The sequence below is a fragment of the Streptomyces sp. NPDC001156 genome, assembly GCF_053598275.1.
The window spans coordinates 1-16229 of the sequence record NZ_JBSFJX010000002.1; the positions used below are offsets into that span (position 1 = coordinate 1).

General features: G+C 67.6%; 11 protein-coding genes and 1 pseudogene. 6 read left to right on the forward strand and 6 right to left on the reverse strand.

The window, feature by feature from the left end; all coding sequences use genetic code 11:
* From ACWDA7_RS01350 to ACWDA7_RS01365, 4 genes are all read right to left on the reverse strand, one after another.
* A partial coding sequence (locus tag ACWDA7_RS01350; RefSeq protein WP_450602162.1) for a transposase occupies window positions 1-302 on the reverse strand: 302 nt, incomplete at its 3' end.
* A gap of 174 nt (window positions 303-476) precedes the next feature.
* Window positions 477-2006 (reverse strand): helix-turn-helix domain-containing protein, encoded by a 1530-nt coding sequence (locus tag ACWDA7_RS01355; protein WP_450602163.1) that lies wholly within the window; start codon window positions 2004-2006, stop codon window positions 477-479.
* 64 nt (window positions 2007-2070) lie between these two features.
* The gene (locus ACWDA7_RS01360; RefSeq protein ID WP_360989866.1) at window positions 2071-2268 is read right to left on the reverse strand and encodes a DUF4236 domain-containing protein; all 198 of its coding nucleotides are present in this window, start codon (window positions 2266-2268) and stop codon (window positions 2071-2073) included.
* A gap of 102 nt (window positions 2269-2370) precedes the next feature.
* Window positions 2371-2751 (reverse strand): DUF2267 domain-containing protein, encoded by a 381-nt coding sequence (locus ACWDA7_RS01365; RefSeq protein ID WP_450602164.1) that lies wholly within the window; start codon window positions 2749-2751, stop codon window positions 2371-2373.
* A gap of 291 nt (window positions 2752-3042) precedes the next feature.
* Here ACWDA7_RS01365 and acnA point away from each other — a divergent pair, with 291 nt between their 5' ends.
* On the forward strand, window positions 3043-5757 hold the full coding sequence (gene acnA, locus ACWDA7_RS01370; RefSeq protein WP_450602165.1) for an aconitate hydratase AcnA: 2715 nt from the start codon (window positions 3043-3045) through the stop codon (window positions 5755-5757).
* A gap of 102 nt (window positions 5758-5859) precedes the next feature.
* On the opposite strand, the gene ACWDA7_RS01375 is transcribed toward acnA, so the two are convergent.
* Window positions 5860-6225: a hypothetical protein gene (locus ACWDA7_RS01375; RefSeq protein ID WP_450602166.1), complete on the reverse strand. Its 366-nt coding sequence runs from the start codon at window positions 6223-6225 to the stop codon at window positions 5860-5862.
* Window positions 6226-6740: 515 nt separating this feature from the next.
* Between ACWDA7_RS01375 and ACWDA7_RS01380 the strand changes: the two are divergent.
* Window positions 6741-7009, forward strand: a pseudogene (locus tag ACWDA7_RS01380) (glycoside hydrolase domain-containing protein); the annotation flags it as partial.
* A 128-nt stretch (window positions 7010-7137) separates the two neighbouring features.
* Here ACWDA7_RS01380 and ACWDA7_RS01385 read toward each other — a convergent pair.
* Window positions 7138-10941, reverse strand: coding sequence for a GH92 family glycosyl hydrolase (locus ACWDA7_RS01385; protein ID WP_450602167.1), 3804 nt, complete (start codon window positions 10939-10941; stop codon window positions 7138-7140).
* 448 nt (window positions 10942-11389) lie between these two features.
* Here ACWDA7_RS01385 and ngcE point away from each other — a divergent pair, with 448 nt between their 5' ends.
* The 4 genes from ngcE to ACWDA7_RS01405 all read left to right on the forward strand — a co-directional run bounded on the left by ngcE (window position 11390) and on the right by ACWDA7_RS01405 (window position 16208).
* Window positions 11390-12838 (forward strand): N-acetylglucosamine/diacetylchitobiose ABC transporter substrate-binding protein, encoded by a 1449-nt coding sequence (ngcE, locus tag ACWDA7_RS01390; protein WP_359394267.1) that lies wholly within the window; start codon window positions 11390-11392, stop codon window positions 12836-12838.
* 87 nt (window positions 12839-12925) lie between these two features.
* Entirely contained in the window at window positions 12926-13861 is a 936-nt protein-coding gene (locus ACWDA7_RS01395; RefSeq protein WP_450602169.1) for a carbohydrate ABC transporter permease, read from the forward strand.
* A gap of 15 nt (window positions 13862-13876) precedes the next feature.
* Entirely contained in the window at window positions 13877-14809 is a 933-nt protein-coding gene (locus ACWDA7_RS01400; RefSeq protein WP_432933943.1) for an ABC transporter permease subunit, read from the forward strand.
* A gap of 199 nt (window positions 14810-15008) precedes the next feature.
* Complete coding sequence (locus ACWDA7_RS01405; RefSeq protein ID WP_450602170.1) at window positions 15009-16208, forward strand: ROK family transcriptional regulator; 1200 nt, start codon at window positions 15009-15011, stop codon at window positions 16206-16208.
* The last annotated feature ends 21 nt before the right edge of the window (window positions 16209-16229 follow it).

Below are 16229 nucleotides of genomic sequence, written 5' to 3' on the forward strand. Positions count from 1 at the left end.
GTGGTGGAGTCGATGCTGACCAGGGACAGGTCCACCTCACCCCGCTTCGAGGCTTCCGCGATCAAGCCCTCCAGCAGGGCCTCGAAGACCCCGGCATCACGCCATTGACGGAAGCGGTTGTGGACGGTCGACCAGGCACCGAACTCCTGCGGCATCTCCCGCCACTGTCCACCGGTCCTGAACCGCCAGATCACGCCCTCGAACTGCTGCCGCAGCCGCTCGGGGTACGGGCCGTACGCGCCGATCGGCAGGTACGGCTCGATGAACTCCCACTCCGGGTCCGTCAGTTGCACTCGCGTCACGCAAGAGGGTCTACCGGATCGGGCCCCCGCCGCGAAGGCACATCCCACAAATTGATCACGACTCAATACACGCCCTAGTGCCCCCGGCGGCCGCCTGGTACGCGGGCGGCCGCCGGCCAAGGACGTGCGGCCCGCACGCCCCCGGCCGGCCGGTCCGGACGCCGGTCGCCGCCGTCAGATGTTCCGGAACGTCTCGATCTGCGCGCCGACCGAGTTGAGCCGCTCGGCCAGGTCCTCGTAGCCGCGGTTGATGACGTACACGTTCCGCAGCACGGACGTGCCCTCCGCTGCCATCATCGCCAGCAGCACGACCACGGCGGGCCGCAGCGCGGGCGGGCACATCATCTCGGCGGCGCGCCAGCGCGTCGGGCCCTCGACCAGCACCCGGTGCGGGTCGAGGAGTTGCAGCCGTCCGCCGAGACGGTTGAGGTCGGTCAGGTAGATCGCGCGGTTGTCGTAGACCCAGTCGTGGATCAGCGTCTTGCCCTGCGCGGAGGCCGCGATGGCCGCGAAGAACGGGACGTTGTCGATGTTCAGGCCCGGGAACGGCATCGGGTGGATCTTGTCGATCGGCGCCTCCAGCTTGGAGGGCCGCACGGTCAGGTCCACCAGCCGGGTCCGGCCGTTGTCGGCGACGTACTCGGGCGTGCGGTCGTGGTCGAGCCCCATCTCCTCCAGCACCGCGAGCTCGATCTCCAGGAACTCGATCGGCACCCTGCGCACCGTCAGCTCGGACTCGGTGACGACCGCGGCCGCCAGCAGGCTCATGGCCTCGACCGGGTCCTCGGAGGGGGAGTAGTCGACGTCGACGTCGATGTTCGGCACGCCGTGCACGGTGAGCGTGGTGGTGCCGATGCCCTCCACCTCGACGCCGAGCGCCTCCAGGAAGAAGCACAGGTCCTGGACCATGTAGTTGGAGGAGGCGTTGCGGATGACCGTGACCCCGTCGTGGCGCGCGGCCGCCAGCAGCGCGTTCTCGGTCACGGTGTCCCCGCGCTCGGTCAGCACGATCGGCCGTCCGGGGGCGACGGACCGGTCCACCACGGCGTGGTAGTACCCCTCGGTGGCGGTGACGTCGAGCCCGAACCGGCGCAGCGCGATCATGTGCGGCTCGACCGTGCGCGTGCCCAGGTCGCAGCCGCCCGCGTACGGCAGCCTGAAACGGTCCATGCGGTGCAGCAGCGGACCGAGGAACATGATGATGGAGCGCGTACGGCGGGCGGCCGAGGCGTCGATGGCGTTCAGGTCGAGGTCGGCGGGCGGCACGATCTCCAGGTCGACGCCGTCGTTGATCCAGCGGGTGCGCACACCGATCGACCCGAGCACCTCGAGCAGGCGGTACACCTCCTCGATGCGCGCGACCCGGCGGAGCACCGTGCGGCCCTTGTTGAGCAGCGACGCGCACAGCAGGGCCACGCACGCGTTCTTGCTCGTCTTCACGTCGATGGCGCCGGACAGCCGGCGACCGCCGACCACCCGCAGGTGCATGGGACCCGCGTAACCGAGGGAGACGATTTCGCTGTCCAGGGCTTCACCGATTCGGGCGATCATCTCAAGGCTGAGGTTCTGATTGCCACGTTCGATGCGGTTCACGGCACTCTGGCTGGTGCCAAGCGCCTCGGCGAGCTGGGCCTGAGTCCAGCCACGGTGCTGCCGGGCGTCACGGATGAGCCTGCCGATGCGTACGAGGTAGTCGTCTGACATGAGGTCGAGGCTATCTCAGATATGAGATGGCGCCCCTTGAGGGGTCCGTTTGGGTGAGTGACCGTCAGTGACTCCTGGTGGAACGGGTGCGACGCCACCCGAAAGGTCCCGGCAAATCCATTGATGTCGTACGACGTCCCGTACTGCTGCGCGTGTGGCGGGGCCCGCTCTTCCCGCCGGTGGTGATGGACCAGGAGTGCCTGTTGATGTTCAGGCGCACTCCGGGCAGGATCCGGAAAGTCTTGCGGAACGTGAGTGACATGCGAGGGTTTCCTTTGGTTGCCGACTCGGTCCGGATACCCCGACTCGCCGAACTGATGGCATACCGAAGGCTGTCGGGGGCGCGGAGCGGGCGGGGAAGTGCTCAGCCGGCGGACTCGAGGGTGCGGGAGAACTCGGCTCCGAGCTGCGACATCAGATGCGTGAACTCCTTCTCGGCGACGGCCTCGCGCAGGACCACCAGTACGGCGCGGATGCCCCGGTCCACCTCGTCCTCCTTGAGCATGTTGCGCTCGGCCACACGGAGCACCGTGTCCTCCCAGCCGAAGTGCTCGATGCGTGTCGTGGTCCCCCGGTGCACGGACTCCGCCAGGCCGTCCGGGAGCTCCGCCTCCAGGTCCCGGGCGTCGACCGTGCTCAGCCGGTGGGTGAGTGTCTCGAGGGTGGCCCGGGTGAGGTCGGCCGCTTCCTGCCGGGTGAGCCCTGTGCGCTCGGAAACCGTCCGGATGAACTCCTTCGCGTCCATGCCCGCACTCCTTCGCTGCCGTGCCGTCGGAGGGCCTCGGCCCTTCCGGCAAGCGTGACACGGGGTGGCGGTACGTGCTCGGCCACGCCGAGGGCAGGGCAGAGCAGGGCCGGGCATGACCATCACGCCCCCATGTACTAGAGTTATCTCGACATCGAGATATCTGCCGGGGCGCCCCGCAGCCGCCGACTTAGTAAGGCTTACCTAACTTAGTCTTACCTTAGCTGATCGGCCAAGTCGTCGTGGCGGCAGGATTGCGGTGGTACGCGCACATCAATGAAGGAGACTGTCGTGTCGGCGAACAGCTTCGACGCCCGCAGCACGCTGCAGGTGGGCGACGAGTCGTACGAGATCTTCCGGCTGGACAAGGTGGAGGGCTCGGCCCGCCTGCCGTACAGCCTCAAGGTCCTGCTGGAGAACCTGCTCCGCACCGAGGACGGCGCGAACATCACCGCCGACCACATCCGCGCCCTCGGCAGCTGGGACTCCCAGGCCCAGCCGTCGCAGGAGATCCAGTTCACGCCGGCTCGCGTGATCATGCAGGACTTCACCGGCGTCCCGTGTGTCGTGGACCTCGCGACCATGCGTGAGGCCGTGAAGGAACTGGGCGGCGACCCCGCCAAGATCAACCCGCTGGCCCCCGCCGAGCTGGTCATCGACCACTCCGTCATCGCCGACAAGTTCGGCACGAACGACGCCTTCAAGCTGAACGTCGAGCTGGAGTACGGCCGCAACAAGGAGCGCTACCAGTTCCTGCGCTGGGGCCAGACCGCCTTCGACGAGTTCAAGGTCGTCCCGCCGGGCACCGGCATCGTCCACCAGGTGAACATCGAGCACCTGGCCCGCACGGTCATGGTGCGCAACGGCCAGGCCTACCCCGACACCCTGGTCGGCACCGACTCCCACACCACCATGGTCAACGGCCTCGGCGTCCTCGGCTGGGGCGTCGGCGGCATCGAGGCCGAGGCCGCGATGCTCGGTCAGCCGGTCTCCATGCTCATCCCGCGCGTCGTCGGCTTCAAGCTCACCGGTGAGCTCAAGCCCGGCACCACCGCCACCGACCTGGTGCTGACCATCACCGAGATGCTCCGCAAGCACGGTGTGGTCGGCAAGTTCGTCGAGTTCTACGGTGAGGGCGTCGCCGCCACCTCTCTCGCCAACCGCGCCACCATCGGCAACATGTCGCCGGAGTTCGGCTCCACCGCCGCGATCTTCCCGATCGACGACGAGACCCTGAACTACCTGCGCCTGACCGGCCGCAGCGACCAGCAGGTCGCGCTGGTCGAGGCCTACGCCAAGGCGCAGGGCCTCTGGCTGGACCCGAAGGCCGAGCCGGACTTCTCCGAGAAGCTCGAGCTGGACCTGTCCACGGTCGTCCCGTCGATCGCCGGCCCGAAGCGCCCGCAGGACCGCATCGTCCTGGCAGGCGCCGCCGAGCAGTTCAAGGTCGACGTCCGCAACTACGTGGACACCGCCGACGAGGCGGGCAAGGAGTCCTTCCCGGCCTCCGACGCCCCGGCGTCCGCCAACGGCGTGCCGTCCAACCCGGTCCAGGTCACCGCCCCCGACGGCACGACCTACACGCTGGACCACGGTGCGGTGACGGTCGCGGCCATCACCTCCTGCACCAACACCTCCAACCCGTACGTCATGGTCGCCGCGGCGCTCGTGGCGAAGAAGGCGGTCGAGAAGGGCCTGACCCGCAAGCCGTGGGTCAAGACCACCCTCGCTCCGGGCTCCAAGGTCGTCACCGACTACTTCGACAAGGCGGGCCTGACCCCGTACCTCGACAAGGTCGGCTTCAACCTGGTCGGTTACGGCTGCACCACCTGCATCGGCAACTCCGGCCCGCTGCCGGAGGAGGTCTCCAAGGCCGTCAACGACCATGACCTCGCGGTCACTTCGGTCCTCTCCGGCAACCGGAACTTCGAGGGCCGCATCAACCCCGACGTCAAGATGAACTACCTGGCCTCCCCGCCGCTGGTCGTCGCATACGCCCTCGCGGGCTCCATGAAGGTGGACATCACCAGGGACGCCCTGGGCACCGACCAGGATGGCAACCCGGTCCACCTGAAGGACATCTGGCCGACCGAGGCCGAGGTCAACGACGTCGTGGCCAACGCCATCGGCGAGGACATGTTCAACAAGTCCTACCAGGACGTCTTCGCCGGCGACGCCCAGTGGCAGTCGCTGCCGATCCCCACCGGCAACACCTTCGAGTGGGACGCGGAGTCGACGTACGTCCGCAAGCCCCCGTACTTCGAGGGCATGCAGATGGAGCCGGCCCCGGTCACCGACATCGCCGGTGCCCGTGTCCTCGCGAAGCTGGGCGACTCGGTCACCACCGACCACATCTCCCCGGCCGGCGCGATCAAGGCCGACACCCCGGCCGGCAAGTACCTCACCGAGCACGGTGTGGAACGCCGTGACTTCAACAGCTACGGCTCGCGCCGCGGCAACCACGAGGTCATGATCCGCGGTACGTTCGCCAACATCCGGCTGCGCAACCAGATCGCGCCGGGCACCGAGGGCGGCTACACCCGCGACTTCACCCAGGCCGACGCGCCGGTGTCGTTCATCTACGACGCCTCGCGCAATTACATCGAGCAGGGCATCCCGCTGGTCGTCCTGGCCGGCAAGGAGTACGGCTCCGGCTCGTCCCGCGACTGGGCGGCCAAGGGCACCGCGCTGCTCGGCGTGAAGGCCGTCATCGCCGAGTCCTACGAGCGCATCCACCGCTCGAACCTCATCGGCATGGGCGTTCTGCCGCTCCAGTTCCCGGAGGGCCAGAGCGCCGAGTCCCTCGGCCTGACGGGTCAGGAGACCTTCTCCATCTCCGGCGTCACCGAGCTGAACGAGGGCACCACGCCGCGCACGGTCAAGGTCACCACCGACAGCGGCGTCGAGTTCGACGCGGTCGTCCGCATCGACACCCCCGGTGAGGCCGACTACTACCGCAACGGCGGCATCATGCAGTACGTGCTGCGCAACCTGATCCGCAAGTAAGCGGTCAGGGCCGCCCGTTGGCGGTCCGGTACGGTCGCCATCGGGCCGCAACCCCGGCAAGGGGTTGCGGCCCGATGCCTTTGCCCGCCCGTGCGGGGTCCCTCAGATCCACCCCGCGGCCTGAGCTATCGCGAACGGCGCCGGGACCAGGGTGGTCATGCCGAGCCACAGGTTCAGCGGTCTGCCCTCCTGCCAGGGCATGAGGATGTCCACGACCAGGATCATGCCGAGGACGAACGCGCCTCCCAGGACCGCGCCGAGCATCATGCCGATCGCATGGTCGGGCGACTGCTTGGCGCAGCCGAACCCCCCGCCGCAGGGCATCAGCGCATAGCGGCTGAGCAGCCAGCGCACGCACACGCCCGGGACGATCGCGGCCATCCCGATGAGGAGGTTCGCCACCGCGGCCGCCCACCAGGAACCGGCGGTGCCCTCCTTGTGGCCACCGTCCGTACCGGAACCGTGCACAGTGCGCCCTCTCCCCGCTCGCCGTGTTCGTACAGATAGATGACCAGGGGAGCACTCGGGTTGCCCCGCGCGCCCCCCAGGGCGGCCAACACCGCTCCCACGAGTGACGTTTCGCGGCTCGGGGAACACGTCGGGTTGATTCGCCGGCGTCGTCCGTGCGGGGGCGGCGGGGGTGCGCATGGCGAAGGGGGCACCTTGCGGGCCGGCGTCCTCGCTCCGCACCGTGGATGACGGAACGTCAACATCCAGTGCCAGCCGCGTGGTTCGAGGTACTCGGGCGGACCGGGTGGCCGGTGTGTGAGCCACCCGGTCCGCGAGCCGGTCCGACCCGGGGGGAGAGGGTCGGACCGGGTGATAAGTGGCTTGTGCGCTGCCCGCGGCGGCGACAACGTTGTCGGGATGGTCTGTACATGACTGTACTCCCTGAACAGACAACGATGTCAAGGTCGTTCGCCCGTAAGGCTGACACTGGGCGGGAACGGGCCCGGACCCACTCCGTCCAGGTGCCGCAGGCGGCCGCGATGAGCAGGCTCTGGTCGACGAAGCCCGGGGCATCCCGGGCCACGACGGCCTCGGCGATCTCGTCCTGGTACGTCCTCTCGGTGCTCGGCATGTATCCGCAGGTGCCGTCCCGGGCCGAACTCGTCCTGGCGTCACCCCTGTTCCCGCGTGTCCACATCGACCGGCCGCGCGGCGGCGACATCGACATACGCGCCGAGGGCGCGGCCATGAGGTCCCGTACGTGCAGTCGCTGAAGGTCGACGGCCGCGCCACGGCGAGCCCCGCAGAGGGCGCGGTGAGGACGGTGCCCAGGAGATCACCGACACTCTCGCGGTGGGCTGAGCGGCGGTCGCGGGAAAACGAGGGGCGGGCGCGGAGGGAACTCCGCGCCCGCCCTGTCCGTGCGGTGGGTCAGGCCAGCAGCTCCACCTCCGCCAGGGTCGACGCCCCGATCAGGACCAGGCGGTAGTGCGTGTACGAGCCGGTGCGCGGGATCGAGAACGCCCTGGTCTGCCGGTCCCAGGCGAAGGACTCACCCGAGCGTTCGTCCAGGGTGGTCCACTGCGCGCCGTCCTGGGAGCCCTGCAGGGTCCAGCCCGTGGGTGCCTTCGTGTGGTCCGCCGGCGACGTCAGCGTGTACTGCGCGGCCTTGGTGGCGCCCGTGACCGGAAGGTCCACGCTCGTCACGTCGGCCTCCGTCGCCGACGTGTTGTCGAACAGCGCTCCGTCGCCCTTCAGCACGTCCGCACGGGGAGAGGGCACCTTGTCGTCCTGAGTGATCGACACCGGGGCCGCGTTCTTCCCCGTGCCCCAGGCCGACGGCCGCGGACCCATGTCGAAGTCCAGCACCCCGCCCTTGGACAGCAGCGAGTGCGGCAGCGACGTCGACGTCCACTGCTTGCCGTTCACCTTCAGGCCCTGGACGTACACGTTCCTGGTGCTGTTCTTCGGCGCGTTGACGACGAGTTTCTCGCCGTTGTCGAGGTGCACCGTCGCCTTGGTGAACAGCGGCGATCCGATGGCGTACTCGCCGCTGCCCATCACCAGCGGGTAGAAGCCGAGGGCCGAGAAGACGTACCAGGCCGACTGCTCGCCGTTGTCCTCGTCGCCGTGGTAACCCTGGCCGATCTCGCTGCCGGTGTAGAGCCGGGAGAGGACCTCACGGACGTTCGCCTGAGCCTTCCAGGGTTCGCCCGCCGCGTCGTACATGTAGATCACGTGGTGGGCGACCTGGTTGGAGTGCCCGTACATGCCCATACGGACATCGCGCGCCTCGGTCATCTCGTGGATGACACCCCCGTAGGAGCCGACGAACTCCGGGGAGGCCGTCTCGGGCGTCGCGAAGTACTCGTCGAGCTTGTCCGCCAGCTTGGTGCGGCCGCCATACAGGTTCGCCAGGCCCCGGCTGTCCTGCGGGGCCGTAAAGGCGTAGCCCCAGCCGTTGGTCTCCGTGTAGTCGTAGCCCCACACCCGCGGATCGTACGTGGACGAGTCCAAGCGCCAGTTGCCCTGCGCGTCCCGGCCCTGGAAGAAGCCGGCCTTCGCGTCGAAGAGGTCGACGTAGTCCTGGGCTCGGTTGAGGAAGTACGTCGACTCCTCCTGGTAGCGCTTCCTGCCGGTCTTCTCGTAGAGCGCCCGGCCCATCTGCGCGATGCCATAGTCGTTGACGTAGCCCTCCATCGCCCACGACAAGCCCTCACCGGTGGCGGTGCTGGTGTAGCCGAGGAACGGGGAGGTCGCCATGCCCTTGCGGCCCACCCCGGACGCGGGCGGTGCGACCGTCGCGTTCTTGACCGCCGCGTCGTAGGCGGCCTGCGCGTCGAACTTCACACCCTTCACATAGGCGTCCGCGAACGCGACGTCCGACGAGGTGCCCGTCATCAGGTCCGCGTAGCCGGGCGAGGACCAGCGGGAGGTCCAGCCGCCGTCCTTGTACTGCTGGACGAAGCCGTCCACCAGTTCGCCCGCCTGCTTCGGTGTGAAGAACGAGTACGCCGGCCAGGTCGTCCGGTAGGTGTCCCAGAAGCCGTTGTTCACGTACACCTTGCCATCGACGATCTTCGCGCCGGTGTGCGTGGGCGTGTCCGGCCCCGTCATCGGGGAGAAGGGGGAGGCGTACCGGTAGGTGGAATCGACCTTCTCGAAACCGGAGTTGGGGTAGAGGTAGAGCCGGTAGAGCGAGGAGTACAGCGTGGTCAGCTGGTCGGCCGACGCCCCCTCGACCTCGACCTTGCCGAGCAGCTTGTCCCACGCCTGCTGCGCGGACTTCCTGACCGAGTCGAAAGAGGTCCCGTCGGGGATCTCCTGGCCCAGGCTGTCCTTCGCCTGGTCGATGCTGATGAGCGAGGTGGCGAGGCGCAGGGTCACTGTGTGGTCGGCGCCCGGCTTGAAGCGCAGGTACCCCTTCACCCCCGAGGAGGCGCCGTCGGTCACGGGCGCGTCGAACACGCCGTAGACGAACAGCCGTGTCGCCCCGGTCGACAGCCCGGACTTCACATCCGAGAAGCCGGTGACGATCCCGTTATCCTTGTCGAGCGTCAGCCCCGCCTGCTCGGTCACGTTGTCGAAGATCACACTGGCGTCGTTACCCGGGTAGGTGAACCGCAGCACCGCCGCGTGGTCCGTCGGCGTCATCTCCGCCTTCAGTCCGTTCTCGAAGGTGACCCCGTAGTAGTACGGGCGCGCGATCTCGTTCTCGTGCCGGAAGGCCAGCCCCCGTGCCGCACGGCCGGTGTCCGGGGTGCCGGAGACAGCCGACGGCATCACCTGGAACGTCTGCCGATCGCCCATCCACGGGCTCGGCTCATGGCTGGCGCTGAACGCCTCGATGGTGGGCAGATTGTCGTCGTTGTTGGCCCGGGCGTAGTCGTACAGCCAGCTCAGCGACCCCGCGTTGGTCACCGGCGTCCAGAAGTTGAAGCCGTGCGGCACGGCCGTCGCCGGGAAGTTGTTGCCCCGGGAGAAGGCGCCGCTGGAGTCGGTCCCACGGGTCGTCAGCGCGTAGTCGGACAGGTGCGCCTTGGGCTTGTCCGGCGGTGCGACCTTCAGAGCCACGTCGTCCAGCCAGCCGCGGAACTTGGCCGGCCCCTTGGGCGAGTCGTAGGCGACCAGGATCCGGTCCACGGTCTTGCCGGCCGCGACCGACCCGATCCGCGACGCCACGTTGTTCCACTGATTGACGTACAGGACCTTGGCCGAGCCCTGCCCCTGCGGGGTCAGCGCGAACCCGTGCTGGTCGAGCGCCCCGAGGCCGCTCAGATAGGTCCCGTCGGTGAAGGCCAGGTCGACGGAGACGTTCGTGGCGTCGTAGTCCCGGTCCCCGTCCGCCATCGACGGGAAGATCCGGTACGACAGCCCGGTGTCCCGCTCGACGCGCACGTTCACGTCGAAGACCTTGTTGTACGAGTACGCCCGCCCGCTCGTCGTGTGCGTCCCGGCGTACCGCAGCGCCCGCTTGCCCGTGAAGCCCATGCCCGCCTTGGCGGTGGGGGAGCCGATCGGGCCGCGGTCCACCAACGTGCGCATGTCCTTGGGCGTGGGCTCGGTGCTGTTGCCCGTGGAGAACTGCACGTCGGCGAGTTGCAGGAGGTCGGCGCCGTGGTTCTTGGCGATGTCCAGCCGGAAGTGCTGGTACTCGGCCGGCTCGGCGAGATCGTAGGAATGCGTCTGGAAGCGCTCGCCGAACGACTCGCCGGTGCGGGTGTCGAGGGTCTTCCAGTCCTTGCCGTCCGTGGAGCCCTGCAGGGTCCAGTCGGCCGGGTCGCGCTCCGCGACGTCGTTGGCCGACGTCAGGGCGTAGGTCACGACCTTGACCGGCGCGTCGAAGTCGAACTCCACCCAGCCGGTCGGGACGAACGTGAGCCACTTGGTGCCCGGTTCGCCGTCGATCAGGTTCTCCTTGACCTCACCGCCGCCCGTGTTCTCCGCGCTGGCCCGGACACCGCTGACCTCGTCCGTCACATTGCCCGGGATGCCGGTCGTATAACCGCCGTCCACGCCGGACGCCCTCTTCGAACCGTCCGCCGCCGTGTCGACGGTGTTCAGCCATGTCGGCGCGGGCTCACCCGATTCGAACGACGAGGCGAACTCCCGGTCGGCGGGCGCCGCCTGGGCGGGAAGTGCCGTGGCCGCGCCCTGTGCGGCCACGAGCAAAGCGAAGGCGGCCGTTGCGACGACCGCCGTCGGAGCCCATCTGTGCCGAGATCTGTGCTGCATACGCAAGCACCCTCCGTGCGCTGAGAAAATATGGACAACGTTGTCAACTCGCTGCGCAAGGACCAGTAGGTAGTCAAGTGACCCATGGTGTCAAGGGTGTTGGGTGTGGCATTCGGGCTCATTGCGGTTGATATCCCATTCGTGGGGCGCACGAGCATCCCTTATTTCCGCGAGGTCTCAACTCGGAAAAGCAAAGCGTCAACCTTGCATTCGATCTTGCCCAGTTGGCGGGAAGTGGACTATACCTGTCGGCGTCCCGGCGGCCATCTGTGCGGCGGCTATGGACAGGTATGACCGGTGGGAATCGGGGGGCGGCTGCGTTTCGGACATGGCCGACTGTCGTACCACCCGACTAATCCCTCGTGCACGACCCCAGCTTCACCATCACCGCGGTGCCGGGGAGGATCCGGTTCACCGCCTGAGTCCTGGAGAAGGCGAGGACTTGAGCATGGGATCCACTTCCGGCGAGAACACCACCCGCCAAGGCGTCGGCCGCCGCGATCTGATCAAGCGGTCCGCCGCGCTCGGTCTGATCACCGTCCCCACGATGAGCTTCCTTTCCGCGTGCGCCAGCGGTGGCGGGGGCGACGACTCCGGTAACAAGGAAACCAAGGGGACGACGTCCAAGACGAACCCCTTCGGTGTGGAGAAGGGCGGCAAGCTCGACGTCGTCATCTTCAAGGGCGGTTACGGCGACGACTATGCCAAGGCGTGGGAGGGCGATTACCAGACGAAGCTGGGCATCACCTCGACCCACACCGGCACCCAGGAGATCACGGGCAAGCTGCAGCCCCGCTTCAACGCCGGCAACCCGCCGGACATCGTGGACGACTCCGGCGCCCAGCAGATCAAGGTCGACGTGCTGTACAAGAACGGCCAGTTGCTGGACCTCGCCGAGGTCCTCGACGCGCCGTCCGTCGACGACCCGAGCAAGAAGGTCCGCGACACCCTCATCCCCGGCACCCTCGACCCGGGCGTGCAGGAGGGCAAGGTCGTCGCCCTCAACTACATCTACACGGTGTGGGGCCTCTGGTACTCCGGCAAGCTCTTCAAGGAGAAGGGCTGGGACGCACCGAAGACCTGGGACGACTTCCTCGCCATCTGTCAGGACGCCAAGAAGCAGGGCATCGGCGGCCTCGCCCACCAGGGCAAGTACCCGTACTACATCAATGTCGCCATCATGGACATGATCGCCAAGAAGGGCGGCATCGACGCCGTCAAGGCGATCGACAACCTCGACCCGAAGGCGTTCGTGGGGTCCGACGCCGCCAAGGCGGGCATCGAGGCGGTCTACGAGGTCGTGGAGAAGGGCCTGCTGATGCCCGGCACGAACGGCCTGACCCACACCGAGTCGCAGACCCGCTGGAACCAGTACAAGGCCGCCTTCATCACCTGCGGCTCCTGGCTGGAGAACGAGCAGCTCAAGCAGACCCCGGCGGACTTCGACATGAAGTTCCTGCCGATGCCGCTGCTGTCCGGCAGCCAGATGCCCTTCGAGGCGATCCGGGCCGGCTCCGGCGAGCCCTTCATCATCCCCGCCAAGGCCAAGAACCTGCCCGCGGCCAAGGAGTTCATGCGGCGGATGCTCTCCAAGGAGTGGTCGACGCTCTTTGCCAAGCAGGCCAACTCGCTCACCATCCTCCAGGACGGGGTCGACTCGAGCGTGACGCTGCGTCCGGGTACGCAGTCCACCGTCGAGGCGTCCAAGGCGGCCGGTTCCAACACCTTCCGCTACCTCTACCCCGACTGGTACAGCGAGATGGACACCGCCATCCAGAACGCGTCCAACGAGCTCATGGCCAAGCGCATCCAGCCCGCGGAGTGGCTGAAGCGCTGTCAGGCCGCGGTCGACAAGCAGGCCCAGGACCCGGCCAGCAAGAAGAACCACCACGACTGAGCTCGCTCGACCGACCGCATTCCGGGCCGGAAACCGTCGTATTCGGTGGTTTCCGGCCCGCACGGCACACCAGGGGCAGGCACGCCTATGCGCAGAGGGCAGTACCGGTTCGTCGCGGGATTTCTCTTCGTCCCCGTGGCGCTCTATCTGATCTTCGTGATCTGGCCGTACATCCAGACGTTCGGCTATTCGCTGACCGACTGGAAAGGCCAGTCGCAGACCTTCAAGTTCGTCGGACTCGACAACTACCGCGCGCTCTTGCAGGACGACGTCTTCCTGCAGGCCATCTGGCACAACATCCTGTTTCTGGTGTTCATCCCGGTGATCACCATTCTGCTCGCCCTCTTCTTCGCCTTCATGGTGAACGCGGGCGGCCGCGGACGGGCCGGTGGAGTGCAGGGCGTGGGCGGATCGAAGTTCTACAAGATCGTGTACTTCTTTCCGCAGGTTCTGTCGCTGGCGATTCTCGCGGTGCTGTTCAACGCGGTGTACCGCAGTGACGGCGGCGGTCTGCTCAACGGCTTCCTGATCAAGCTGGGCCTGGTCGACGGGAACAACCCGGTGGAATGGCTCAACGAGCCCAACCTGGTCCTGTGGGCACTGATCCTGGTCGTGGTCTGGCACGGCGTCGGCTTCTACCTGGTGCTGTTCTCGGCCGCCATGCAGTCCATTCCGAAGGACATCTACGAGGCGGCCCTGATCGACGGGACGAACCGGTCCCAGTCGTTCTTCCGCATCACCCTGCCGCTGCTCTGGGACACCGTGCAGACGGCCTGGGTGTACCTGGGCATCGTGGCCATGGACATGTTCGTCCTGGTCTCCTCGATGACCCAGAACATGGGCGCCTACGGCGGCGGCCCCGACCATCACAGCGACGTCATGTCGACCGTGATGATGCGCAACTTCCTCTACTTCGGCAAGAGCGGCTACGCCTGCGCCATGGGCGTCGTCATGCTGCTGCTCACCCTCGTCCTGTCCGTGGTCACGCTGCGCGCCACCCGCCGCGAGCGCATCGAGTTCTGAGCGGGAGTAACGACGATGAGTGCACCCCTCAAGGAGACCCCCGCCACCGGCACGGCCCCCTCCGGGGCCCCGGTGAGCAAGGCGCCGGCCCGCGCCGGCCACCGCCCGGGCGAAGGCGTCGTCCTGAACGTCTTCTCGCACGGCTTCCTGGCCCTGTGGGCCCTGCTGATCGTGCTGCCGCTACTGTGGCTGGTGCTCAGCTCCTTCAAGACCGACGCGCAGATCGGCGGCTCGGCCTTCGGCTGGCCGCACGAGTGGTCCTTCGACGTCTTCCGGCGCGCGTGGGACAAGGGCATCGGCGACTACTTTCTGAACACCGTCATCGTGCTGGTCTTCTCCGTGCCGCTGACGATGCTGTTCGGTTCGATGGCCGCGTATGTGATCGCCCGCTACCAGTTCCCGGGCAACCGGCTGCTCTACTACTTCTTCGTCGCGGGCGCGATGTTCCCCGTGTTCCTCGCCCTCGTCCCGCTGTTCTTCATGGTCAAACGGCTGGACATGCTGAACACCTACCAGGGCCTGATCCTGGTCTACATCGCCTACTCGATGCCGTTCACGGTGTTCTTCATGCATGCCTTCTTCCGGACCCTGCCTACGGCGGTCTTCGAGGCGGCGGTCCTGGACGGAGCCTCGCACACCCGGACCTTCTTCCAGGTGATGCTTCCGATGGCGAAGCCGGGTCTGATCAGCGTCGGGATCTTCAACACCCTGGGTCAGTGGAACCAGTTCATCCTGCCGACGGTCCTGATGCAGCCGCAGAGCGGCGACGACCCCGAACGCTATGTCCTCACCCAGGGCCTCATCCAGCTCCAGCAGCAACAGGGGTATGCCTCTGACCTGCCCGTTCTCTTCGCGGGTGTGACAATCGCCATGATCCCGATGCTGGCGGTCTACCTGTCCTTCCAGCGTCAGGTGCAGGCCGGACTGACGTCCGCGACGCTTAAGTAGACCCGGCCGGAGCCCAGCGTTCCACAGCGGTCCGTGCGCGCGCCGCTCCTCGCTCCGGGGCGGCGCGCGTAGCTGTGTCCAAGGACCCGGATGCGGTTCAACCTCTTGACGGGAGGCAACCCGAACGGCTCAGCTTAGAGTTCACTAGTTGGACGTAGGCGGGGCCTCATCGAGGCGGCCCCGTGCTCAGGAGGTCGTCGTGGAGACTCCAGGGTCGCAGTCGTCGCTGCACCGAGCCAACCTGGAGCGGGTTGTACGCGCCGTGCGGCTGGCCGGATCCCTCACGCAGGCGGAGATCGCGAGGACGACGGGCCTGTCGGCGGCGACGGTCTCCAACATCGTTCGGGAACTCAAGGACGGCGGAACCGTCGAGGTCACGCCCACGTCATCGGGTGGCCGCAGGGCCCGCAGCGTCTCCCTCAGCGGCGACGCCGGCATCGTCATCGGCGTCGACTTCGGGCACACCCATTTGCGCGTCGCGATCGGGAACCTCGCCCACCAGGTGCTCGCCGAGGAGGCCGAACCGCTGGACGTGGACGCCTCCGCCGCGCAGGGCTTCGACCGGGCGGAACAGCTGGTCAGCAGGCTGATCGAGGCCACCGGAGTGGACCGCTCCAAGATCGCCGGCGTGGGTCTCGGGGTGCCCGGCCCCATCGACGTCGAGTCGGGCACACTCGGCTCCACCGCCATCCTGCCGGGCTGGACCGGCGCCAGGCCCGCCGAGGAGCTGCGGGGGCGGCTCGGCGTGCCGGTGCACGTGGACAACGACGCCAACCTCGGCGCCCTGGGCGAGCTGGTCTGGGGCAGCGGCCGAGGGGTCAAGGACCTGGCGTACATCAAGGTGGCGAGCGGTGTCGGCGCCGGTCTGGTGATCGAGGGCAAGATCTACCGGGGCCCCGGGGGCACGGCCGGAGAAATCGGGCATATCACCCTTGATGAATCCGGTCCGGTCTGCCGCTGCGGCAACCGCGGATGCCTGGAGACGTTCGCGGCGGCGCGGTACGTGCTGCCGTTGCTCCAGCCCAGCCATGGCGCCGATCTGACCATGGAAGGCGTGGTCAGGCTGGCTCGGGACGGTGATCCGGGCTGCCGTCGGGTGATCGCCGACGTCGGCCGCCACATCGGCAGTGGAGTCGCCAATCTCTGCAATCTGCTGAACCCGAGCCGGGTGGTCCTGGGCGGTGATCTCGCCGAGGCCGGGGAGCTGGTTCTCGGGCCCATCAGGGAGTCGGTCGGCCGGTACGCGATCCCCAGTGCCGCCCGCCAGCTCTCGGTGTTGCCAGGGGCTCTCGGGGGCCGCGCGGAGGTGCTGGGAGCGCTTGCTCTGGCACTCAGCGAGATGGGCGATTCGACCCTTTTGGAGGGAACCCTACCTGCCGTTGCCCCTGCCTTCACTTAGAGAACGGATGGCACCGTTGCC